The 21,912-nt window shown below is 59.8% G+C and carries 21 protein-coding genes, 2 tRNA genes and 2 pseudogenes; 3 read left to right on the top strand and 22 right to left on the bottom strand.

The features are described from left to right. The 10 genes from AC1DVH_RS14650 to AC1DVH_RS14605 all read right to left on the bottom strand — a co-directional run. Positions 1–874: type II secretion system F family protein (locus AC1DVH_RS14650; RefSeq protein WP_477754410.1), on the bottom strand; the 874-nt coding region annotated here is incomplete at its 3' end. Then, the gene (locus AC1DVH_RS14645) at positions 871–2,313 is read right to left on the bottom strand and encodes a CpaF family protein (RefSeq protein WP_477754409.1); all 1,443 of its coding nucleotides are present in this window, start codon (positions 2,311–2,313) and stop codon (positions 871–873) included. The genes AC1DVH_RS14650 and AC1DVH_RS14645, both read right to left, overlap by 4 nt. 3 nt (positions 2,314–2,316) lie before the next feature. Further along, positions 2,317–3,537 carry an AAA family ATPase gene (locus AC1DVH_RS14640; RefSeq protein WP_477754408.1) on the bottom strand — a complete coding sequence of 407 codons (1,221 nt, stop codon included), beginning with the start codon at positions 3,535–3,537 and terminating at the stop codon, positions 2,317–2,319. Continuing rightward, entirely contained in the window at positions 3,531–4,025 is a 495-nt protein-coding gene (locus AC1DVH_RS14635; RefSeq protein ID WP_477754407.1) for a TadE/TadG family type IV pilus assembly protein, read from the bottom strand. Before AC1DVH_RS14635 ends, AC1DVH_RS14640 begins: the two co-directional genes overlap by 7 nt. Next, complete coding sequence (locus tag AC1DVH_RS14630; RefSeq protein ID WP_477754406.1) at positions 4,025–4,504, bottom strand: TadE/TadG family type IV pilus assembly protein; 480 nt, start codon at positions 4,502–4,504, stop codon at positions 4,025–4,027. The genes AC1DVH_RS14635 and AC1DVH_RS14630 overlap by 1 nt, the downstream gene beginning before the upstream one ends. An 8-nt stretch (positions 4,505–4,512) precedes the next feature. After that, positions 4,513–5,853, bottom strand: a complete 1,341-nt coding sequence (locus AC1DVH_RS14625; RefSeq protein ID WP_477754405.1) for a TadE/TadG family type IV pilus assembly protein — start codon at positions 5,851–5,853, stop codon at positions 4,513–4,515. A gap of 75 nt (positions 5,854–5,928) precedes the next feature. Further along, a complete protein-coding gene (gene cpaB / locus AC1DVH_RS14620; protein ID WP_477754404.1) occupies positions 5,929–6,738 on the bottom strand; it encodes a Flp pilus assembly protein CpaB in 810 nt (269 codons plus the stop codon). A gap of 15 nt (positions 6,739–6,753) precedes the next feature. Continuing rightward, positions 6,754–8,082: a P-loop NTPase family protein gene (locus AC1DVH_RS14615; RefSeq protein WP_477754403.1), complete on the bottom strand. Its 1,329-nt coding sequence runs from the start codon at positions 8,080–8,082 to the stop codon at positions 6,754–6,756. A 14-nt stretch (positions 8,083–8,096) separates the two neighbouring features. Continuing rightward, positions 8,097–8,615 carry an A24 family peptidase gene (locus AC1DVH_RS14610; RefSeq protein ID WP_477754402.1) on the bottom strand — a complete coding sequence of 173 codons (519 nt, stop codon included), beginning with the start codon at positions 8,613–8,615 and terminating at the stop codon, positions 8,097–8,099. A 26-nt stretch (positions 8,616–8,641) separates the two neighbouring features. Further along, a complete protein-coding gene (locus AC1DVH_RS14605; RefSeq protein WP_477754401.1) occupies positions 8,642–8,851 on the bottom strand; it encodes a Flp family type IVb pilin in 210 nt (69 codons plus the stop codon). 411 nt (positions 8,852–9,262) lie between these two features. On the opposite strand from AC1DVH_RS14605, the gene AC1DVH_RS14600 reads away from it, so the two are divergent. After that, positions 9,263–10,132: an AraC family transcriptional regulator gene (locus AC1DVH_RS14600; protein ID WP_477754400.1), complete on the top strand. Its 870-nt coding sequence runs from the start codon at positions 9,263–9,265 to the stop codon at positions 10,130–10,132. Positions 10,133–10,190: 58 nt separating this feature from the next. On the opposite strand, the gene AC1DVH_RS14595 is transcribed toward AC1DVH_RS14600, so the two are convergent. Together AC1DVH_RS14595 and AC1DVH_RS14590 are read right to left on the bottom strand one after the other, a co-directional pair. Further along, positions 10,191–10,266, bottom strand: a tRNA-Gly gene (locus AC1DVH_RS14595). Between the two features lie 2 nt (positions 10,267–10,268). Continuing rightward, positions 10,269–10,344: transfer RNA gene (locus AC1DVH_RS14590), tRNA-Glu, on the bottom strand. 385 nt (positions 10,345–10,729) lie between these two features. On the opposite strand from AC1DVH_RS14590, the gene AC1DVH_RS14585 reads away from it, so the two are divergent. Then, complete coding sequence (locus AC1DVH_RS14585; RefSeq protein WP_477754399.1) at positions 10,730–11,488, top strand: hypothetical protein; 759 nt, start codon at positions 10,730–10,732, stop codon at positions 11,486–11,488. A gap of 46 nt (positions 11,489–11,534) precedes the next feature. Here AC1DVH_RS14585 and AC1DVH_RS14580 read toward each other — a convergent pair whose 3' ends face one another. From AC1DVH_RS14580 to AC1DVH_RS14565, 4 genes and pseudogenes are all read right to left on the bottom strand, one after another. Beyond that, complete coding sequence (locus AC1DVH_RS14580) at positions 11,535–12,398, bottom strand: methyl-accepting chemotaxis protein (protein ID WP_477754411.1); 864 nt, start codon at positions 12,396–12,398, stop codon at positions 11,535–11,537. Then, positions 12,396–13,460 (bottom strand): annotated as a pseudogene (locus AC1DVH_RS14575) (HAMP domain-containing protein); the annotation flags it as partial. The pseudogene AC1DVH_RS14575 and the gene AC1DVH_RS14580, both read right to left, overlap by 3 nt. Before the next feature lie 147 nt (positions 13,461–13,607). Then, positions 13,608–14,993 carry an aminotransferase-like domain-containing protein gene (locus AC1DVH_RS14570; RefSeq protein WP_477754398.1) on the bottom strand — a complete coding sequence of 462 codons (1,386 nt, stop codon included), beginning with the start codon at positions 14,991–14,993 and terminating at the stop codon, positions 13,608–13,610. 196 nt (positions 14,994–15,189) lie between these two features. Next, on the bottom strand, positions 15,190–15,951 hold the full coding sequence (locus tag AC1DVH_RS14565) for an SDR family oxidoreductase (protein WP_477754397.1): 762 nt from the start codon (positions 15,949–15,951) through the stop codon (positions 15,190–15,192). Positions 15,952–16,178: 227 nt separating this feature from the next. On the opposite strand from AC1DVH_RS14565, the gene AC1DVH_RS14560 reads away from it, so the two are divergent. Then, on the top strand, positions 16,179–17,183 hold the full coding sequence (locus tag AC1DVH_RS14560) for an NADP-dependent oxidoreductase (RefSeq protein ID WP_477754396.1): 1,005 nt from the start codon (positions 16,179–16,181) through the stop codon (positions 17,181–17,183). Positions 17,184–17,268: 85 nt separating this feature from the next. Here the strand turns inward: AC1DVH_RS14560 and pyrF are convergent, their stop codons facing one another. From pyrF to AC1DVH_RS14530, 6 genes and pseudogenes are all read right to left on the bottom strand, one after another. Continuing rightward, positions 17,269–17,967: an orotidine-5'-phosphate decarboxylase gene (pyrF, locus tag AC1DVH_RS14555; RefSeq protein WP_477754395.1), complete on the bottom strand. Its 699-nt coding sequence runs from the start codon at positions 17,965–17,967 to the stop codon at positions 17,269–17,271. A 275-nt stretch (positions 17,968–18,242) separates the two neighbouring features. Continuing rightward, positions 18,243–19,298 (bottom strand): AI-2E family transporter, encoded by a 1,056-nt coding sequence (locus tag AC1DVH_RS14550; protein ID WP_477754394.1) that lies wholly within the window; start codon positions 19,296–19,298, stop codon positions 18,243–18,245. Positions 19,299–19,366: 68 nt separating this feature from the next. Then, a complete protein-coding gene (locus AC1DVH_RS14545; RefSeq protein ID WP_477754393.1) occupies positions 19,367–20,173 on the bottom strand; it encodes a DUF4892 domain-containing protein in 807 nt (268 codons plus the stop codon). 8 nt (positions 20,174–20,181) lie between these two features. Further along, complete coding sequence (locus AC1DVH_RS14540; RefSeq protein WP_477754392.1) at positions 20,182–20,841, bottom strand: glutathione S-transferase family protein; 660 nt, start codon at positions 20,839–20,841, stop codon at positions 20,182–20,184. Positions 20,842–20,891: 50 nt separating this feature from the next. Then, positions 20,892–21,746, bottom strand: a complete 855-nt coding sequence (locus AC1DVH_RS14535) for an alpha/beta hydrolase (RefSeq protein WP_477754391.1) — start codon at positions 21,744–21,746, stop codon at positions 20,892–20,894. Then, positions 21,743–21,912, bottom strand: a pseudogene (locus AC1DVH_RS14530) (alpha/beta fold hydrolase); the annotation flags it as partial. The pseudogene AC1DVH_RS14530 and the gene AC1DVH_RS14535, both read right to left, overlap by 4 nt.

Here is a 21,912-nt window from a genome sequence, read left to right as displayed (position 1 = left end):
ATTTAGGGGTGGTGAACACGATCGCCCCTGCCAGCACGAAGGGAATGGCCACCAGTATCCAGGCCGACATCCTCCCTTCGGCCGACAAGGTCTTGACCTTGCGTTGGAAGCGAAAGCGCCCGCGGATCAGGCGGCTCAGGCGCTCCAGCACCTCGGTCAAATTGCCGCCGGTCTCGCGATGGATGAGGATCGAGGTCACCAGCATCATCACAGTCATGCTCGGCATCCTCTCCAGCAGGCCGAGCATAGCCCGACGTACATCATTGCCATAGTTGATATCGGAGAAGGTCAGGCCAAACTCATGAGCCACCGGCCCTTTGTGCTCCTCGGCCACCAGGCGCAGGGTTTCGTTGAATGGGTGCCCGGCGCGCAGAGCGCGGCACATGGCATCCAGYGCGTCCGGCAGGCCTTCCTCGAACGCAGCGAAACGCTTGCCACGGTCGCGAGAGATTTTCAGTATGGGGAACCAGAAGATCGCGAAACCCGCCACCAGCGCCATCCACCAGACTGGCGAGACCATCCAGATCAGGATACCCACCCAGACACCCAGCACCAGCCCGAGCAGCAATACCCGATAGGCCCGGTACTCGTGCCCGGACTGMTCAATCATTTGCGTCAGTGATTCCATAAAGGGCAGCTGCTCAAGCCTGGCCTCCAGTGGCGACAAACGCGTCAGGTACTTTTGCCTCAATACCGTTTGCATGTTGGGCAAATTATTGGCTTTCTCCATTACGTGCAGGCGGCCGCGGATGCGCTTGCGCATCTTGCCGGCCTCGCCGAATACCGGTACCGCCACGCCCTGGGACAGGAGGAAGACGGCGATAAACACCATGCCGAGGAACATCAGAATGAATTCGCCTGGAACCTGGTTCATGGCTGCCGCGCCTCCATCCATTCAGGCCTGAACATCGTGAGCGGCAACTCGATGCCACGCTTGGCCAGCACATCACGAAATGCGGGGATCATGCCGCTGGGTCGATACTCCCCGAGTACCTCACCGTTTTCGCCCATGCCATGGCGCGCGAAGGAGAAGATTTCAGTCATGGTGATGATCTCGCCTTCCATGCCGTTGATCTCCTGCACGCTGACCAGGCGGCGCTTGCCGTCCTCCTGGCGTTCCAGCTGGATCACCACATCGATGGCCGATGCGATCTGCTGACGCATGGCCTTGATCGGGAAGGTCGCCCCGGTCATCGACACCATGTTCTCGACCCGCCCCAACGCATCGCGCGCGGTGTTGGCGTGAATCGTGGTCAGCGAGCCGTCGTGTCCGGTGTTCATCGCGGTCAGCATGTCCAGCGCCTCGACGCCGCGCACTTCACCGATCACGATACGGTCCGGCCGCATCCGCAGGCTGTTGCGCACCAACTCACGCTGGCTCACCTCGCCACGTCCCTCGATGTTCGAAGGCCGGGTTTCCAGGCGCACCACGTGGGGCTGCTGCAGTTGCAGTTCGGCCGAGTCTTCGATGGTGACGATCCGCTCGTTGTGCGGAATGAAACTGGACAGCACATTGAGCATGGTGGTCTTGCCGCTGCCGGTACCGCCGGAAATCAGCACGTTCAAGCGCCCACGGACAATCGCCTTGAGCAGCAGGGCAATGGYCGGGGTCAATGTCCCCACCTGGATCAGGCTGTCGGTATTGAGCAGGTCCACCGCAAAGCGCCGGATCGACATGCTCGGGCCGTCGATGGCCAGCGGCGGGATAATCGCGTTGACCCGCGAACCGTCCTTGAGCCGGGCATCTACCAACGGCGAGGACTCATCGATACGCCGACCCAGGCTGGAGACGATGCGATCGATGATGTTCAGCAAATGCTGATCATCGCGAAAGCGCACATCGGTGCGTTGCAGTTTGCCAAAGCGCTCGACATAGACCGAGGCATGACCGTTGACCAGAATGTCGGACACGCTGTGGTCAGCCAGCAACGGTTCCAGGGGGCCAAGGCCGAGCACCTCGTCGGTGATCTGCTTGATGATCAACTGGCGGCTGGACGTACTCACCGGTGCCGAATGTTCATCGAGCAGACGCTGGCAGATATCGCGAATCTGTCGCGTAGCCTCAGCCTGTTCAAGGGAGTCCAGCAAGGACAGGTCCATGACCTTGAGCAACTGCTGGTAGATCTTTTCTCGCCACTCGGCCTCCACCGGGGTGACCTGACTTTTGGTTTCGTAAAGAACGTCCGGCGTTGCACGTTCCCACGCCATCACTTCTTCTGCCGGATCCAGTTGGTCGTCACCTGGCTGGTTAGCCTGCGACGAGGCGGATTTAGCGGATTGTTTGCGCAAGCGGTTACGAAAGTCACTGATCATGGGTCACCCCCCGAAAAAACGGTTGAAGGCGCGTTTGAGCACGCTTTTGTTTCCAGCCACCTGCTTGCCAACCAGTTCCTCGGCCACGTTGCGCAGGGCAACGGTGATCGCCGCCTTCGGCGCATGCAGACCCAACGGCACGCCCGTGTTCTGACTCTGGCTGACCAGGTTGAAGTCGTTGGGTAATTTCGCCAGGTTGGTGCAGCGCAGCGCCTCGCCGATATCCTTGAGGCTGACCGCTGCCGCCTTGTCATAGCGGTTGACCACTATCTGCAATTGATCCCCACGCACGCCCAGGTCTTCGCGAAGAATCCGCACCAGGGAACTGGCATCGCGCAGATGGCTGACGCTCTGCTGCACCACCACGTATACCCGATCCACCTGTTCCAGCACGGAGCCGGTGAGGTGGTCGATTTGCCGCGGCAGATCGATCACTACCCAGTCATAGCTGGCGCGGGCCAACTGCATCAGGGTGTCAAGTTGCTCGGGTTGAGCATCCTGCGGCAGACACAGCTCACCGGCCCGGCCACCCAGCACATGCAAGGTCGGGCTGAAGTGGCTGCAAAAACCCCGTAGCGCAACGCTGTCCATGCCGTCGATCTGATGCAATACCTCCAGATGGCTGTGCGTCTGCGCCACATCCAGGTAATGCGTCACGCTGCCAAATTGCAGGTCCATGTCCAGCAACAGGGTACTGCCAGCCTTCATGCTGAGCTGCTGAGCCAGGTTGCAGGCCAGCATGGTGCCACCGGATCCGCCCTTGGCGCTGATCACGGCGAGCAATTTCCCTTCTGTCCCACCGCCGCTGCGAACCTCCATGACCAGCCGATTCAAGGCGACGACCAGCTCTGTCTCGGCGACGGGCTCCGGCAGCACGTCACGGGCGCCGGCCTGCATCGCCAGGCGCATGCCTTCCTGTTCGCTCAGCAGCCCGCACACCAACATCGGCGGACGTTCATGGGCCGGGCGCTGTAACAGTGCCGCCAGCTCTTCACGCCACAGGTGGCTGACGCGTAAAAGCAACAGATCGGGCATCCGGTCCAGGCCGTAGAGCGGGTCGACATGCCCATTGCTCACCAGCCGAGTACTCACCTCCAGGCTGGGCATGCGTTGGCAGACGCTCTGCAGGTCGCGCAACGACGCGGCATCACGGCTGCTGATCAGTAACCTGAGCCCGGCTTTGCCGGTCGAACTGGAGAGTGGAGTGTCCCTGGTATTCAGCATGGCGTGATCTCCCCGGAATCGGAATGACGCCCGAGGCTTTCGCGTGGCAACGTTGCCCTGAATGTAGGCAAGGTAATGGGCACGCCGAACCCGGGAATGAACAGATTGAAAACGAAGTTCTGCAGACTCAACCGGACATAGCGAATGGCACGAAAACCATTGACGCTGACCAGGTCTGAGGGGTTGGCAACCAGCGCACCATTCACGTCCAGATAGGTCAACGTCAGGTGGGTGGTGGCCAGATTGCCTATCAGCTGGCTCGTACCGGCGTCGGTCGCCGCATTGAAGATCGCTCGCCGCAACACCACCGGATCGCTGATATTGCACACCGCCGCCAGGCGCGTACCGCGGCGCACGGCTTCATCCAGCGCATTGACCGTAAAGTACAGGCGGCCCATTTCCACCACGCCGAACAACAGCGTGAACATCAGCAGACCAATGAAGGCAAACTCCACCGTATAGGTGCCGCGCATGTGCTTTCTGTTCATCACAGGGCCCTCATCACGGTAGTGGCGACCAGCGGAATGCTCAGTGCAATCCGATTACCAAAAAAACCGGGAAGCGATCCGGTGCAACTGCCAGCGCCAATCACCGGGCAGAACGTGTAAGTGATGGTGACCCGCACATGGTCGGTGCCCACTGCGGCAACGACCACGTTGCCGGTCGTCAGCCCTGACACTACAGCGGGCCCGGTGTTGGCAGGTACGCCATACACCGCAACGTTTTTCGTCTGGGTCTGCAGCGTATCGCTCAGAGCGACCTTGCCAAGCGTTGAGTCCCAGGCCTGGCTGGCAACAAAACGGTCGGCATCGCGGCTGGCCTGCAGCAGCAGGTTGTACTGATAGAGCATGCGACCGAACTCACCGAAGGCCAGCAACAGCAACAGCAGCACCGGCAGGACCAGGGTGAATTCCACAATGGCCAGGCCTTGCTGGCGCTGCCGATGTTTAAATCCGTGAAGTCTCATGACACCTCCTACGAGTCAGTGCTCGGAGTGCCGCTGCCGTTGAGATAGGTTTTGTAGAGCTGAATGATCTGCGGGCCGGAATCGGTTGACGGCGAGGGGCCGGCCACGTTGTCGCCTTCGCACACCTTCACGAACTGGCCAAAGACCTGCGAGTTCGTGCCACCTTTATCCATGGGCTGCACCACAAAATAGCAGCCAAAACCGAGGACGGGGATCAAGGTTGAACCATTCTGTTTCCCGGCGCAGTCGCCCACCACGACTTTCAGCATCCGGCGCTCGAACACCCCGTTGCCCACACAGTCACTGCCGGACCCTGCCACACACGCGGCAACGCTCGCACGCCAGTCGTTGTAGTCCAGTATCGCGTTACCGCCCGCCGTGAGATTGCCGTTACTCGAGGTGACAGCTTGCCCCTGGTACTTCGGGCCTGTGCCGTTGTCAGTGATTGCGGGGTCACTGGACGTGGTCACCAGATCCGGTGGATAGGCCGAGGCACTGACCTGGCCGCCGTTGTAGATGCCGAAGCGTGTATTCAGGCCTTGAGAGGCAGGGCCGACCTTGTTGCCAGGGTCAGTCAGGACATTGTCCCCCACAATGCTGCAGACCTTGAGACCTCCGGCCATGCCCTCGGGAATTTTCGTGCCAAGATCGAGCAATTGATAATTGCCTGGACCAATGCTGTCGGTCGATTTTCCGGACCCCGTCTTTATTACCTGCAAATTACCAAATTGAAAGCCCCAGAACATGCCGGCGGCCGGGTTGTTTTTAGTCTTATCGCCACAGACCATCAAAGGTGCGAGATCGCAGGGGCTGGTAGGGCTGGGTCCGGCAGTGGCAATCGCCGCCACCGCTTTGGCTCCCAGGCCACCAGAGCCGAATACCCGGGCGAAGTTCCAGAAAAATCCCGTCAGGCTATAGCTCGGTACCGATACCCGAACGTACTTGGCATCCGCCGGCCCGGGAAAGGCGAACGGGCCATAGACGCTGCTTGCCAGTTCCACCACTGCAAATGCACCGGCGTTGCCGCCGACCGCTGTGGCCAATTCGTTGTTGCCCGTGGCATTGGCATTTTGTATCAACGTATTGAGCGCGGCGGTGCGTGTTGCGTTAGCCGCGGTGACACTGTTGATGCCCCCCTCCACCTGGCTCAGGGTCTTGGCGCCACTCAGGGCGGCGGCGTCCACCGCATTCTGCAGGCGCGTTTTGTTCAGCATCATATGCCCGCCGTCCAAAGCCAACGCCGCCATCATGGCCATCGCCGCCAACGCGATCACCATCAATACACTCACCGATCCTTCCTGGCGCCTTGGCGTCGAAGTGAACGGCCGCTGAATACGAAGATTCATCATCAAGCCCTCGATTGCCGATACCGATCCGGATCGACTCCGCCAATACCGTGGTGCCCTGGTACCTGTTGCGCCCGGTTAGCGAATTTTGATTACATTGGCCTCGATCCCGCGAATAATGGTGACGGCTCTGCCACCCTCTCCATTACCACGTGGCACTATGGGCTTTGGCTCTGTGGCGGTAGCCACCGCCATGGCCGGTGCGGCAGGTGCAACGGTCGCGATTTTTTTCTCGGCGTTCAGCGGGKTGCGCAAGGTCAATTGCAACTTCCCTTCCGATTGCGCGGTTACCAGGGTTTCAGCCTCGGCAGTCGTCATTTCCAGCGTCACTGCACGCACCACCACCGGTTGGGTTTTGTCAGTACCCGCAGTCTGATCCACCGCCAACACCCGCAAGTTCTCGAGGATGGTCCTGGAGGAGGCGCTGTTAGTGCCGGCATTGTTGGTTTTGGTCGCCAGTACATCGACCCGGTTACCCGGCAACAGGAATCCGCCGACGCCGACCACATCGTCCACGCGTACCGATATGGCGCGTTTGTCGGGGGCAATCAAAGAGGCCAGGGTGCTACCCCCCAGGTGCTCGCTCAAACGCGCACCACGCACGATGTCGCCCCGCAGAATGTCGAACGTTGCGATCTTGCCCACGGCTTTTTCGCTGGCATCGAAGGCATCGTCCGGGATCGTATCCATGGGCATGCGTACGGTCGTGACCTGGTGGGCCTCGACCATCTGCCCGAATGGAATCTCTACCGTGGCGACCACCACGCTTCGCAGGTGGTCATCCGGGCTGGCATTGAGCCGCGCGCTCAACCAGGAATCGGCCATCCATGCAGCCCCAAGGCCCATGGCCAGGGAAACGCCTATCAGGGTCAGCGTACGAGAGCTCATGTCAGTATCTCCGTATCAAAGAAAGTCGAGCTGGACGAAGTAGTTGTGCCAGGCCCATTCCAACTCTTTCGGTGACAGTGGTCCGGAACCGCCGATATAACGCTGGCGATCGAGTGCCATGTTCAGGAGATCTCGGGGATGGCAGGGCACCAGGGGCATGCCTTCGCTTGCATAAAGCCTTTGCAGCGCATAACGCACCAGCAACGGGTCATAGGAAATCCCCAGACGCTCACTTTCCTGACGCCAGATCTTTTCGTACTGCTCGGGCTTCAGGTAACCGAACTGCAGCTTGTAGCCAATCCGACGAAGGAAGGCCTCATCGGCCAGCTCCAGGGGATTGAGGTTGGTGGAAAACACCAGAATCAGATCGAACGGCAACTCGCAATGCCGACCGCCGCCCAGGTTGAGGAAATCGCGTTTCTCTTCCATCGGGACGATCCAGCGATTGAACAGCTCGGCGGGGGCCATGCGCTGGCGCCCCATGTCGTCGATGATGAACAGGCCATTGCTGGCCTTGAGCTGCAGGGCGGCCTGGTATTGACGGGTGAAGGGGTCATAGCGAACGTCCAGTTGCTCCATGCTCAACTCACCGCCCGTGATGACGATCGGGCGTTTGCAGCGCAGCAGTCGACGATCGATCCCTTCGTTGAGCATCAGATTGTTCTGTTGAGCATTTTCATCGAGCCGCTGATGCACCTGCGGGTCATAGATTTCGATCACCGACTCGTTGATGACGATGGCATAAGGGACCCAGATGGCCTCGGCGAACAGGCGGATCAGCCGACTGCTGACATAGGTCTTGCCGGTCCCTGCGGGGCCATAAATCATGATCGCGCGCCCGGAATTCATCGCCACACCCAACTGATCGAGCATCTCCTCCGTGAGCACTACGCCAGCCAGGGCATTGCGCATATCGTTGGCGTTGATGCGACTATGGTGAATGGTCTGCAGTTTGATCAGGGAGCGGTAGGTACTCACCGGGAAGGGTGCCGCTCCGATATAGCCACTGCGCGACAGGGCATCGCGGGCGACACCGCGACCACGTTCGGTCAGGCCGTAACGCAACATCTGCCCGCCCGTTTGACTCGCCTGACCCAGCACTTCGACACGACCATCCTTGCGCAGAAACGCCAGGACCTCTTCAAGTACCGCGCCGGTCAGCGCCAGGCGGTCCACCAGCCGCGACATGTCCAGCACGCCGGCATCAAACAAATGCTTGCACACCAACTCGCCGAGAAAACTGTCGGTCAGACCCGTTTCGCGGATTGTGCAGGGCTGAGGCGCCAGGCGTTGCACCGCGTTCCGATCGCTGGGGTAGGCATCACTTTCGACGATGACGTGCATGTCTAACCTCCGAATCAACCGGCAGTGAGTTGCCAGTAGATGCTATTCAACGTCCCCAGCAGGATCGCTACCGAATAAGGAAAGGGCTTGCCGGCTACCTCGTCTGAACTTGGCGCCATATAGGCCCGCGCCCAAAACATCAACCGATAGCGCCCCAGGGTCTGCAATAATTGACCGCGCACCAGAACGATCAGGAAACCGCACAACCCTCCCCATATCAGACTGAAGAACACAGCCCATAAGGCGTAAGGGGGGGGGAGAAAACTGCCAACCATGGCCATCAGCTTGACGTCGCCGGCAGCCATGCCGCCGAGGGCATACATGGGCAGGAACAGAGCAAAACCGATCAGGAGGCCCAGCACGCCATCCCCCAGGCCGCTGATCCCACCTGAGTAAGTCTGGCTGGCCAACCCCAAGGCCAGACCTACCAGGATCAGCAGGTTGGAAATGCGGTGGCGACGCAAGTCGCTCACCACCGCCACGCCCAGCAGTCCTATCAGCACAACGGTAGCTACCAGCTGTTCCATGGACATGTCGCATCCTCCTGCCAGAGTTGTCGTTATGGTGCGGCGGGGGCAGCGCAAGCGGCACCACTAACGGCGGCACAAAGAGCTCTGATTCTAGTGTCCACTGCCCCGCCAAGAGCCGTGAACGCCGCGACAACGGCTATTGTGACCAACCCACCGGCCACCGCGTATTCCACGATGGTCAGACCATCTTCGTCTTTGATGAACTTCACAACCGAAGCCTTGATTGTTTGCATGATCATTTTGCCCACCTCACTCGAATGTTGTTTTTTCTGAGGCAGTACTTTCTGTGCTGCCTGATGCAACCCTAGTCAGTGGCAAGGCATGGGCGTTAGGAAGATTTTGCACATCGCTAGGACTTTTTTGCGGGGCGGCCAAATACGCAGCATTGGCTTTTGCAGAAGTAACAGGTGGGGGTAAACAAGGCACTGAAACGCAAAGACAATTGTCACTGATTCACAAGCGACAAACGGTTCGAGCCGGGTTTGTCGATAACACACCAACAAACATTCACCCAGGGCTGCCTTCCAGGCAACCCATAGAGCGAATAGAACTAAAAATCGTCTTTCCTATCAGGATTAAATCTGCAAAGTGATGGCACCTTGGCAATACTCCTTAACAAAGTGAGTCACCCAGAACCCCAGAGTAGAGACATGACGTCCAATTTGACCAAAAGGCCATCGCTCCTGTGGTTCGATCTGACTCATGATCGGTCCACGAAAGAACTCGCCGCGCAGTTCGAGGACTCCTGCGACTGCAAACTGGCGAAAAACTCCGTGTTGCCCATCGGGGAACACGCAGACATGATCTGCGTCCATTTTGATCGCCCCGACACGCCAGGCTTGCGGCTGTTGCTGGAGATCAAACGCACCACCCCCACCATCCCGATCACCATGTTCACCGTGCAGCACTCGGAGGAACTGGCCGTATGGGCCATGCGCTCCAGCGTCTGGGAATACATGGTGCTCCCGCTCTCGACCACCGAGAGGAATCGTTACCTGACGGCGGTGGTGCAGCTCTGCGAGCTGCGTCGAAATACCAACGGCCGGGGCAAGTCATCGCAGATCGACCATTCCCCGACCCTGCCGGACAGCATCCGGTTGACCTCAGGACACCAAAAACACCAGGCGCTGAGCAATGTCATGCTGTACATCGAACAGCACTTTCGTGACAGCATCGATCAGAGGGAATTGGCACAGCGCTGCGGCATGACGACATTTCGCTTCAGCCGCCTGTTCAAGGAAGCCAATGGGCTTGGCTTCACGGATTACATCCTGGACAAGCGCATGAACTTCGCCAAAGATCTGCTCGACAACAGCCAGATGCCGATTACCAGCATCGGCTATGAGGCCGGCTTCAAGGATCCTTCCTACTTCGCTCGTGCCTTCAAGCAGTTCGCCAACTGCACACCCAGCGAATACCGAGTGGCACGCCAAATCAAAGCGGCTGCCGCTGCGCAACCGGTGCAGGATGAAAAAACCATTGAAGCGCTCGAAAGCCTGGTACAGAGCCTCAGCGGTTGACCTGGTTTTTTACGCGCACACAAAAACGCCGCTCAATGAGCGGCGTTTTCGTTAAATATGGAGCGGGAAACGAGACTCGAACTCGCGACCCCGACCTTGGCAAGGTCGTGCTCTACCAACTGAGCTATTCCCGCATTGGCGTCCCCTAGGGGACTCGAACCCCTGTTACCGCCGTGAAAGGGCGGTGTCCTAGGCCACTAGACGAAGGGGACACACGTACTGCATTCACTCCCTGCTTCGTTTCGCTGTGTGCTTTACGCTGCAAGTGGCGCGCATTCTATGGATGGATTGAGAGGTCGTCAACCCCCTGATATAAATTTATTTAAATCAATGACTTCGCCCTGCTTTTGGGAGCCGTTGCGGTTTTTCCGCGGCCCGGCGTTTGACGCTTATATTCTGGCACCCGCCAAGACGTTATAGTCCACCCAATGATGGCACTCTGCGAATCGAGTGCCATCATTCATAAAAACGGGGCTGCGGCCGATATAAGCACAAGCATGTCCGATCCAACCCGTCGTGCGGGCCAGGGCGCTCAAATGCCAAGCCACCCGACTCGCATGCGTAACCTATAAAGAGGTCTTACCGGTGACGCCACTCATGATCACCCTGCTAATCGTAGCCGGGATCGCCCTGTTGATCGCCATTGGCTACATGAACCATGTGGTGGAAAACAACAAGCTGGAAAAGGCCCGTACCAAGATCGAGCTCAACGATCGCCTGCGTCGCTGCGGCGAGATCACCGAGACGTTCCCCGGCCAGCTGATGACCCCGGCACTCAAGCTGCTGTTGGCCCGCCTGGAACTGAACGTCTGCCAGCGCCTGCTCAACCTGGAAAAATCCAGCGCCAACCTCAAGGCACGGATCGCCGAACTGGAGGCCCTTGTCGGCCAGGGTGAATCCATCCCGGTCAACAATCCGCCAGCACCGATCCAGACCGAAGCCAAGGCCAAGGATGTACGCTTCCTGCTCGAAGCCCTGCACGGCCAGATTACCCGCGCGGCACAAGACGGCTTCTTGCCCCCCAACGAAGCCAAGCGCTGGATTCGTGAAGTGCGCCACATCCTCGTGTTGCTGCACATCGAGTTCTTCAACAACCTCGGCCAGCACTCCCTGCAACAGAACCAGCCAGGGCAAGCTCGCCTGGCATTCGAGCGCGGCGTGCAATACCTGCGCAAACAACAGGACCCACAGGTCTACGCCGAGCAACTGGCATACCTGGAAAAACTCCTGGCCCGCGCCAACGACCAGGTCATGGATCGCATCGCGCCGGTCGAAGGCGAGGTCAACCAGTTGACCGAAGGCTTAAAAGACGTCGAGGCCGACGCGGACTGGAAAAAGAAAGCGATCTACGACTGATCAGCGAAAGCCACTGTAGGAGCAAGCTCGCTCCTACAGGAAGCTTTCAAAGCCTGAAATGCCCCACCATCCCCTTCAGTTCAACCCCCAGTTGCGCCAATTGAATACTGGACGCTGCATTGCCCTGCATCGCCAGCGATGACTGATCTGCACTAGCGCGAATGCTAGTGACACTGCGGTTGATCTCTTCGGCCACCGAGCTCTGTTCCTCGGCCGCCGCGGCGATCTGCTGGTTCATCTGCTGGATCAACGATACCGCCGCCGCAATACTTCCCAGCGCACTCTCGGTCTGCAAGGCATCGCTGACCGCCAGCTTCACCAACTCGCCACTGCTCTGGATCTGCTGCACCGACGACTGCGCCGCCGAGCGCAAAGCGCTGACCAGGCGTTCGATTTCCTCGGTCGATTGCTGGGTTCGCTTGGCCAACGCGCGCACTTCATCGGCCACCACCGCAAAACCCCTGCCCTGCTCGCCGGCCCGGGCCGCCTCGATCGCCGCGTTCAATGCCAGCAGGTTGGTCTGCTCCGCCACGCTTTTGATCACACTCAACACCGTGCCGATATTGTGGATTTCCGCACTCAGGCTTTCGATGCTCGAACTGGCGGAAGTGGCCGAATCCGCCAACTGCTCGATCCGTGCCATGCTCTGGCGCACCACCTGCTGACCGCTTTCAACCTTGCCGTCAGCCGTTTGCGCAGCCAGGGCCGCTTCCTCTGCATTGCGCGCGACATCATGCACCGTGGCGGTCATCTGATTCATCGCGGTGGCAACCTGCTCGGTTTCCTCCTTCTGTGTGCTGACTTCGAGGTTGGTCTGCTCGGTCACCGCCGACAGCGACTGGGCGGAAGTCGCCAACTGTTCGATACCCGACTGCAAGCCGCTGACGATATGACTGAGCCCCGCGCCCATTTGCTGCATTGCCTGCATCAACTGACCGATTTCGTCGCGGCGGGTCACGTCAATGGTCGCACTCAAATCCCCCGAGGCAATCTGCTGCGCCACCTGAATCACGCTACGCAGCGGTGCCACGATCAATCGGGTGATGAACCACGCGGCAACCAGCCCAACCAGCAAGGCCAGGGCGGAGGAGCCAATGATCAGCAGCGAGTTCTTTTTCAGTTCAGCCTGCATCGCTTGGTCTTGCGCGACATAAGCCTGATCCACCCGCTCGACCACTTGGGCTGCGCGTTGGTGCAATTGCTGATAGACGGTTTTTTCCTGTTCCAGCAGGTCGGTGTACTCGGCGAGCTTGTCACTGAAACTGGCGATATGACCCGTCACCTCATTGAGGACGGTCTGGTAACCCTCATCCTTGATCGTGGTCTTGAGCTGCTCGGCCTGGGTCAATGCCTGGCTGGCCTGTTCGATCTTGCCCTGCCCGGCGCTGTCGTCGCCTTTGCGGCTTTGATCCAGACGCACGCGCGCTTCATTCATGGCTTGCAGCATCAAGCGTGAAACCTGGCTGACCTGGCTGGCCTGCTCGATGAATTGCGCACCGTCCTTGCCTTCGGAATCTTTCAGGGTATAGGCACCGTCATCGGCGAGCCCGGACTGCAATACGTCAAGATTATTGGCCACGCTGGACACCGACCAACTGGCCATTTCCAGCGCCAGGTCCTTGGCCTGGGTGAGCGAGACAAACTCGTCGAAGGCCTTGCGATAGGCGCCCAAAGACTGTTCGACATCATTCATCACCGGCATGTTGGCCGCAGACGCGGCCTTGAGCTGGCCGGCCAGGGCGATCAGGCCATCGACGCCCTCGTGCAGGGCATCGACGGTTTTCGGATTGCCGTGCAAGGCGTATTCCTGCTCCAGCAGCCGCACCTTGAGCAAACCGCTGTTGAGCGATGACATTTGCGTGAGCCCGTCGAAGCGCTGGCTGATGGTTTGCAGGGACCACACGCCAATGCCCGCCACCAGCGCAGTCAACAACAGCACCAGGACAAACCCGATACCCAGTTTTTTTGCCATACCGAGGTTGGCAAAACGTCCTTGCACGCCCGAATTCATTGCACTTAGTCCCCTGCCAAAGTCTGTAGACGCAGATTCGCAACGGGCCAGTAGCAACACAAGGCTCTGGCGCCTGAATAATGGCAAAAAGCTACACCAGCGTCGTTTTCAGAACGCTGGAGGTCGATCCCGGGCAGTGGCCTGAAAGAACGCACGGGCACGCGGGTCGCAGGCATAGGCCACGTTGATACGCTGCCAGTCACTGGYCTCACCCGAGGGGTTGAAGGCGGTCTTCGATGACAGCAGTACACCCAGGCGCCGTGCCTGGGTCCGCACCTGATCGTAATCGGACATTCCTGATCGCGCCCAGATGAACAGGCCTCCCGCCGGTTTGCCGAAAATCTCCCATTCGGTATCTTCGAGCAATTGCAACACCGCCAGCCGGTCGCTGTTCAAGCGTTGGCGCTGACGCTGCACCAGTTTGCCGTAGGCACCGTTAGCCAACAGGCACGCCAGCACCGACTCGCAAAATCGTGAGGCGCCCATGCCACTGATCATCTTGACTTCGGCCAGACGCGTAATGACTTCAGAGCCGGCCACCACGAAACCGACCCGCAAGGAACTGCTGAGGGTCTTGGAATAGCTGCCGACGTAGATCACGTTGTCGTCCAGCGCAGCCAGTCGCGTAGCGCAACCGCTGCGCAAATCCGCATAAACGTCGTCTTCGATCACCTGCACGCCAAAGGTCCTGGCCAGCTRCAGCACGCGGCGCGCTACCGCCGGTGCAAGGCTGCTGCCCGTCGGGTTGTGATAGAAGCTATTGATGACCAGCCCCTGAGGCCGGTGTTTGACCAGCACCGATTCGAGCATGTCCACGTCCGGCCCCCGCGGTGTTCGCGGCACCTCGACCATGTGGATGCCGTGCAGCCTGAGCAGATCGAACAGCACCGGATAACCGGGACTCTCCACGGCCACGCAGTCACCGGCCTTGAACAGTGTCCGCACAATCAGGTCGAGCCCCTGACTGGCCCCCGCCGTGGTCATGATCCGGTTGTCCTGCACCGGGATATCCAGCTGCCTGAGGCGCTTGAATATCTGTTGTCGCAAGGCTGGCAATCCCAGCGGCGTGCTGTAGTTGAACAGGCTGGCCGTATCGGTACGACTGACTTGCCGAATCGCATAAATCAGATCGTCCGTCTCGCGCCAGCTTTCAGGCAGCCCGCCACAGCCCAGCCTCAACTCACTCGAATAAGGCCCGTTCTCGGGCTCAGCCCCCTCGAACCACACAGGCTCGTGCCTTGTACCCGTAGTCAATGCCGGGTCGGCAACCCTATAGCCGGCCCCATGACCTGACACCAGCATCCCCTGCGTCACCAGCCGTTCGCAGGCCTGGGCAACGCTTGACTGACTGAGCAAATTGATCCACGCAATCTGTCGCACCGAAGGCAGGCGCGTACCGGGCGATACCCCGCTGGAACGAAGCCAACAGGTCAGCGCGTCAACAATTTGCTGTACGACGGGCACCAGCGCCTGTCGGTCGATTCTCAATTCCATGAGCAAGCAAACTCCTGTTGATTTTGCGAGCAACAGTTAATCACAGGAGTGTTCGAATACATGTGCGACAACGCCGCCAAAACCCATTGCTCTAATCATTTGAAACACATTGCCCGGTGCCTTTGTGAAACCAAAAAACCTGTGGGAGCTTGCTCGCTCCCACAGGTTCCGGGTGTACTCGGTATCGGCGCGTCGCTTAAAACGCGGTAACGCCACCGTCCACGGCCAATGAGTGACCCGTAGTGAACGCCGCGCCATCGCTGCACAGGTACAGCACCGCGCTGGCGATCTCTTCGACTTTGCCGATGCGACCGACCGGATGCATGGCGTTGGCGAACTCGCCTTTTTTCGGGTCGGTTTCATAAGCGCGACGGAACATATCCGTGTCGATCACCGCCGGGCACACCGCGTTGACCCGGATCTTTTTCTTGGCGTACTCGATGGCCGCCGACTTGGTCAGGCCGATCACCGCATGCTTGGAGGCGGCGTAGATGCTCATTTTCGGCGCGGCCCCAAGGCCGGCCACCGATGCCGTATTGACGATCGCACCGCCCCCTTGCGCCAGCAGCAGCGGCAATTGGTATTTCATGCACAACCAGACGCCTTTGACGTTGACACCCATGATCGCGTCGAACTCGTCGAGCGTACCTTCGGCCAGCTTGCCTTTCTCTATTTCGATGCCGGCATTGTTGAAGGCATAGTCGAGACGACCGTAAGTATTGATCACCTCATCCATCAAATTTTTTACATCGCTTTCCAGGGTAACGTTGCAGCGTACGAAGGTCGCTTCGCCACCGACTGTACGAATCAGCGCCACCGTGCCCTCACCGCCCGCCGTATCCATATCGGCCACCACTACCTTCAGGCCCTCGGCGGCAAATGCCTGGGCGGTCGTGCGGCCGATACCGGCCGCCCCGCCTGTCACCACAACCACCTGGCCGGAAAACGTCATGCTCATTGTTATGTCCTCGAAGAGAAGAATGCGGTAGGGCCAGTCTAGTCATGAAGGTCTTGAACACGGCAGCACTATCAAGGCTCCGGTTGGGCGCCCATGATTTGCAGTGATGGAACTGCCGTACCAACTATCACTGCACTGGATCAACCTGCATTCGCCGCATCAGCCGAACTTGCGGCATCGTCGCTGACCGGCTATCAACAAAGCTTCATTCATCTTGAGTGCCTGCCATGACCTCCCAGACCAATCGCCAATTCCTGCTCGCCAAACGCCCGGTTGGCGCGGCGACCCGTGAGACATTCACCTACCAGGAAATACCGGTCGGCGAACCGGCGGCGGGTCAGATCCTGGTCGAAAACCAATACCTGTCCCTGGACCCGGCCATGCGTGGCTGGATGAACGAGGGCAAGTCCTACATCCCGCCGGTCGGGCTCGGCGAAGTCATGCGCGCCTTGGGTGTGGGCAAAGTCATTGCCTCGAACAACCCGGGGTTCGCGGTCGGGGATTACGTCAACGGCGCCCTGGGCGTGCAGGATTTCTTCCTCGGCGAGCCGCGAGGCTTCTACAAGGTCGATCCGAAACTGGCACCTCTGCCACGTTACTTGTCGGCACTGGGGATGACCGGGATGACGGCGTACTTCGCCCTGCTCGACGTCGGCGCTCCGAAGGCCGGTGACACCGTGGTGCTGTCGGGTGCGGCTGGCGCCGTGGGCAGCATCGCCGGGCAGATTGCCAAGATCAAAGGCTGCCGTGTGGTGGGCATCGCCGGCGGTGCGGACAAGTGCAAGTTCCTGATCGATGAACTGGGTTTCGATGGTGCTATCGACTACAAGAGCGAAGACGTCCTTGCCGGCCTCAAGCGCGAGTGCCCGAAAGGCGTCGACGTGTATTTCGATAACGTCGGTGGCGACATTCTCGACGCGGTGTTGAGCCGCCTGAACATGAAGGCGCGGGTGGTGATTTGCGGTGCCATCAGCCAGTACAACAACAAGGAGGCGGTCAAGGGCCCGGCTAATTACCTGTCGCTGCTGGTCAACCGCGCGCGCATGGAAGGTTTTGTGGTGATGGACTACGCCGCCCAATACGCCAGCGCTGCACAGGAAATGGCCGGCTGGATGGCCAAGGGGCAGCTCAAGAGCAAGGAAGACATCGTCGAAGGACTGGAGACTTTCCCGGAGACGCTGATGAAATTGTTCAGCGGGGAGAATTTCGGGAAGTTGGTGTTGAAGGTTTAAAGCAGAAGATCAAAAGATCGCAGGCTACGCCAGCTCCTACATGAGATTGGATTCCTCTGTAGGAGCTGCCGAAGGCTGCGATCTTTTACGCCAGTTCAGCCACGACCGAAGCCAGTGCCTTGGCCGGATCCGCCGCCTGGCTGATCGGACGACCAATCACCAGATAGTCGGAACCGGCATCCAGCGCCTGGCGTGGCGTCAGAATACGGCGCTGATCGTCCTGGGCGCTGCCCGCCGGGCGAATCCCCGGGGTCACCAGTTGCAGCGACGGATGCGCCGTTTTCAGGGCCTGGGCTTCCAGGGCCGAGCACACCAGGCCGTCCATCCCGGCTTTTTCCGCCAGGGCGGCCAGGCGCAGGACCTGCTCTTGCGGCTCAATGTCCAGACCGATACCCGCCAGGTCTTCACGCTCCATGCTGGTCAACACGGTCACGCCGATCAGCAGCGGTTTCGGACCGCTGCGCTGATCCAGCACTTCACGGCACGCGGCCATCATGCGCAGACCGCCGGAGCAATGCACGTTGACCATCCACACGCCCATTTCCGCAGCTGCCTTGACGGCCATCGCGGTGGTGTTCGGGATGTCGTGGAACTTGAGGTCCAGGAACACTTCGAAACCCTTGTCACGCAGGGTACCGACGATTTCCGAAGCGCAGCTGGTGAACAGCTCCTTGCCGACTTTGACCCGGCACAGCTTCGGGTCCAACTGATCGGCCAGCTTCAGTGCGGCGTCACGGGTAGGGAAATCCAGGGCGACGATGATAGGAGTCTGGCAGGCGGACATGAGTGGGCTCTCAGGCAAGTCGAAATCGGCGCGCATTGTAGCGGAACCAGCGCCGCTGCGGGACCCGATGATCGGTAAATCGTCGCGACGCCTCAGGCAAGACTAGCCCTTGAGGCCATTGTGTCGAGTCCGATACATACACGACACGCCCGCAACACCCGGGCCCGCTACCCTCGGCAACCGCAACAGGTCCTTGCAACAGCACTTCCGGTGGCGTTGGCCTGGGCATGACCATTGCCTGTTCCGACTAAGAGGCCCTAAGCAGAATACAAATCTCAGGGCCGGCGATCTTCAGCCCGTGCCTGGGTCTTGCTCCAGTCGATCAACAGGCTGTAGGCCACCGCCAGCAATGTCGGGCCAATGAACAGGCCGATAAAGCCAAAGGCAATCAACCCGCCAAACACCCCAAGCAGCACAATGACCAGCGGCAGATTACCGCCACGGCTGATCAGGTACGGTTTGAGCACGTTGTCGACACCGCTGATGACGAATGTGCCCCAGATCCCGAGGAATATGGCCATCCCGTACTCGCCTTTCCAGGCCAGCCACGCGGTCGCTGGAATCCATACCAACGGCGGGCCCATCGGAATCAGGCTGAGCATGAACGTCACGATACCGAGCACCAATGCACCCGGTACACCGGCAATCAGGAACCCGATCAGCGCCAGGGTCGCCTGGGCCGCCGCGGTGCCGATCACACCGTTCACCACCCGCTGTACCGTGCCCGCCACCAGTTCAATGTAGTAGCCGGCCCGTTGACCGATCAGCCGCTCCAGCAACGTGTGGACAAACGCCGCCAGGCGCGGCCCGTCACGATAGAAAAAGAATACGAAGACGATGCTCAGGGTCAATTCGAGAATACCGCCGCCGATCTGCGCGCTGCGCGCCAGCAACCAGTTACCCACCTGCCCCAGATAAGGCTTGAGCGACATCATCATCGCCGCGCCTTGCTCATCGATGCTGTTCCAGATCCCGACCAGCCGCTCGCCCACCAGGGGAATCGAACCCAGCCACACCGGCGCTTCGGGTAGCCCCTCGACCTGCGCATCCTTGATGAATGCCGTGGCATCTCGCACATGATCGGCAAGGTTGAAACCCAGCCACACCAGCGGTGCCGCTACCAGCACCATCCACCCCAGCGTCAACAATGCCGCCGCCAGCGACTCGCGGCCATTGAGCCAACGGGTCAGCAAGCGCATCAGCGGCCAACTGGCAAATGCCAGGACCGCCCCCCAGAACATCGCCGACCAGAACGGCGCCATCACCCAGAAACTCGCGCCGAACAACACCACGAGCAGGATCTGCACCAACAGGCGATCATTATTGATCATCAAAAGTCTCGAAAAATCAGTCCACAAAAGAGTAGGCGAACGCGGCGTACACGTTCGCCCGGTACAGCCTAGCGCAATAACTCGATGTGCAGGCCAGAGCCTTCGGCACTGCCGGTTTCCATCCGCGCGGCACGCACGCCCTGGCCAATCAGGGCCTGACGCCAGGCTTCGGCGTTCGCTCCGGAAATACTGACCCGCAAGGTGGTGTCCAGATTCAGTCCGCGAGAAATCAGGCGTAGCCAGGTCTCGTCAGGCGCGTCGCTCAATGTGGGAAAGTCGAGTTCACTGGTGCTCTTGAGTTCACGCAGCAAGGTCGCGGAGGTCGGCAATAACTCGCCCAGCGGCGCCGAAGCGTCGAACTGTTCGACATGCAGGTAGGCTTTGCGATTACCGCGGGTGATGCTGTACAGCGCAACGAGCGTGTTGTCCCGTGGAGCGGCAAGTCGCAGCAGCAAATAGGCTTGTTGATCGTCGGCACCGTACAGCTTGGCGTTGCCGAAGACTTGATTGGCCCAGAGGCTGCTTTCACCGCAATCGCGCGCCTGGCACCAAAAGAGCAACCCGGCGCCCTGTTGTTGCAAGGCCTCGCGGGCAGCGGTGAACGCCTCGATGGATGGATGCTCCGATGGCAACTCGTAGGTCACCGAAGTGACGTTGCCACGGGCACTGACCTGACCGTCGAAACGTAACTGGCCACTGATCTTGCGGATCGAGCCCAAGGGATAGATCCGCTCCAGTTCGGCTGCGGGGCGATAGTCGACAATCTGGGCGTCGGTCATGCGCGGCACTATTGGCAGGTCCTGACTGCCCGGAATATCAGCGGCGAATAACAAGGGACTGACACTGCACAGCACCAGCAAACTGAATGAACGCATGGATAGACTCATCGGATCAGCATGGCCTGGGCACCCTTGATGACACTGGCTTCATCGGCGCGTTCCGGTACCTGCAGACCACGCTGCACCGCCGGCCGGTCCTCCAGGGTTGCCATCCAGCGTTGCAGCGCCGTCAAGCCCTCCACCGAGACGCCCGACCACTCGTAGCCGCGCACCCATGGAAAGGTGGCGATGTCGGCAATGCTGTACTGATCGGCGAGGAACTCCACGCTTTGCAGCCGCGTGTCGAGCACTTCGTAGAGGCGACGGGTTTCATGCTGATAGCGGTCGATGGCGCCCTGGAGTTTTTCCGGAAAGTAGCGGAAGAACACGTTGGCCTGGCCCTGCATCGGGCCGATGCCGCCCATCTGGAACATCAGCCACTGCAATACCAGCGAACGTCCCTTCGGGTCGCTCGGCAGCAGTTTTCCGGTCTGTTCAGCGAGGTAAATCAGGATGGCGCCGGATTCGAACACGGCGAAATCGCCGTTGGCGCGATCGACAATCGCCGGAATCCGGCCATTGGGGTTGATCTTGAGGAAGTCCGCAGACTTCTGTTCCTTGTTGTCGAAACTCAGGGCATGCACCGTGTAGGGCAGGCCGAGTTCCTCGAGCACGATAGAGACCTTGTGGCCATTCGGGGTCGCAGCGGTGTAGAGATCTATCATGGTTGTCTCCCATTTCAACCCGCCAAGCCTCGACAGTTGCCCGACGCAAGTCAAGGAATGGCGAAAAACCGATTGAAACAGTCTGCGACAAGATCGGCACCGGACTCGTCATTGAGGTGCAAATGGTGGCCGCCTGGCAGCTGTTCCCGGCTAAAGGGTAGACGCTCCAGCAATTCCGGGTGTTTGGCGAGCATGCCGTCGGCAGCAACCACCAGCTTTGCGGGACACCCTATACGCTGGACGAAGGCCATTGCCTGTTCGGTGGTAAGACGCAGCGGCGATGGCAGTGTGAGGCGATTGTCGGTGCGCCAGGTGTAACCGCCCGGTACCGGCATCAAGCCCCGCTGGGCCAGCAACTCGGCGGCTTCGCGGCTGACCGCGACCAAACCCTTCATGCGCGCCTCGATGGCTCGGTCGAGGGTGTCGTAGACCGGTTTGCGCTTTTCCCGCAGATCCAGTTGCGCCTGCAGGGCCATGCCCATTCGCTCGGCAGCGTTTTCACCTTTGTCTGTAGGAGGAATGATGCCGTCGATCAACGCCAGGTGGGTGACCCGCTCGGGCATCGACCCGGCGATGATCAGCGAAGCGATGGCGCCCATCGAATGCCCCATCAGCGCAAATCTGCGCAGTCCAAGCTGTTCGGCGACCTGCAGCACATCGTGGGCATAGTCCCACATGGCGTAACCGGCTCCCGGCGGGCGATGCCCGGAATGACCGTGACCGGCCATGTCCAGCGCGATGATGCGCAGGCCTTTGAGCTTCGGCGCCAGACGGGCAAAGCTGTTGGCGTTGTCCAGCCAGCCATGCAAGGCAATGACCGGCAAACCGTCTTCAGGACCAAACAGGTGCGCCGCCAGTTCGATGTGCGGCAGGCTCAGGCGGACTTCTTCGACGGCGTGGTTCATGCGCAATCCTGTTGTCGACGGCCGTCCCAGCGGTAGAACAGGCCTTTGAGCATTTCAGCGGTATCAAGGGGACGTTCGAGCGGAAACATGTGGCCACCGGGCATGGTCAACGACTCGCCCAACGGCAGGCGGTCGACCGAACTGGCGTGATGGCGCATCACCACGC

This window comes from Pseudomonas sp. P4_C3 (assembly GCF_056402075.1).
This window is presented reverse-complemented; position numbering and strand designations above follow the sequence as displayed.

Excerpts from the sequence above, each read along its gene's own strand:
- AC1DVH_RS14540 (WP_477754392.1), bottom strand. The coding sequence starts at position 20,841 with ATGATAGATCTCTACACCGCTGCGACCCCGAATGGCCACAAGGTCTCT.
- AC1DVH_RS14580 (WP_477754411.1), bottom strand. The coding sequence starts at position 12,398 with ATGGGCGCGGGGCTCAGTCATATCGTCAGCGGCTTGCAGTCGGGTATC.
- AC1DVH_RS14630 (WP_477754406.1), bottom strand. The coding sequence starts at position 4,504 with ATGAGACTTCACGGATTTAAACATCGGCAGCGCCAGCAAGGCCTGGCC.
- AC1DVH_RS14625 (WP_477754405.1), bottom strand. The coding sequence starts at position 5,853 with ATGATGAATCTTCGTATTCAGCGGCCGTTCACTTCGACGCCAAGGCGC.
- AC1DVH_RS14560 (WP_477754396.1), top strand. The coding sequence starts at position 16,179 with ATGACCTCCCAGACCAATCGCCAATTCCTGCTCGCCAAACGCCCGGTT.
- AC1DVH_RS14615 (WP_477754403.1), bottom strand. The coding sequence starts at position 8,082 with ATGCACGTCATCGTCGAAAGTGATGCCTACCCCAGCGATCGGAACGCG.
- AC1DVH_RS14605 (WP_477754401.1), bottom strand. The coding sequence starts at position 8,851 with ATGATCATGCAAACAATCAAGGCTTCGGTTGTGAAGTTCATCAAAGAC.
- pyrF (WP_477754395.1), bottom strand. The coding sequence starts at position 17,967 with ATGTCCGCCTGCCAGACTCCTATCATCGTCGCCCTGGATTTCCCTACC.
- AC1DVH_RS14600 (WP_477754400.1), top strand. The coding sequence starts at position 9,263 with ATGACGTCCAATTTGACCAAAAGGCCATCGCTCCTGTGGTTCGATCTG.
- AC1DVH_RS14565 (WP_477754397.1), bottom strand. The coding sequence starts at position 15,951 with ATGAGCATGACGTTTTCCGGCCAGGTGGTTGTGGTGACAGGCGGGGCG.
- AC1DVH_RS14635 (WP_477754407.1), bottom strand. The coding sequence starts at position 4,025 with ATGAACAGAAAGCACATGCGCGGCACCTATACGGTGGAGTTTGCCTTC.
- AC1DVH_RS14585 (WP_477754399.1), top strand. The coding sequence starts at position 10,730 with ATGATCACCCTGCTAATCGTAGCCGGGATCGCCCTGTTGATCGCCATT.
- AC1DVH_RS14610 (WP_477754402.1), bottom strand. The coding sequence starts at position 8,615 with ATGTCCATGGAACAGCTGGTAGCTACCGTTGTGCTGATAGGACTGCTG.
- AC1DVH_RS14640 (WP_477754408.1), bottom strand. The coding sequence starts at position 3,537 with ATGCTGAATACCAGGGACACTCCACTCTCCAGTTCGACCGGCAAAGCC.
- AC1DVH_RS14535 (WP_477754391.1), bottom strand. The coding sequence starts at position 21,746 with ATGAACCACGCCGTCGAAGAAGTCCGCCTGAGCCTGCCGCACATCGAA.
- AC1DVH_RS14550 (WP_477754394.1), bottom strand. The coding sequence starts at position 19,298 with ATGATCAATAATGATCGCCTGTTGGTGCAGATCCTGCTCGTGGTGTTG.
- AC1DVH_RS14545 (WP_477754393.1), bottom strand. The coding sequence starts at position 20,173 with ATGCGTTCATTCAGTTTGCTGGTGCTGTGCAGTGTCAGTCCCTTGTTA.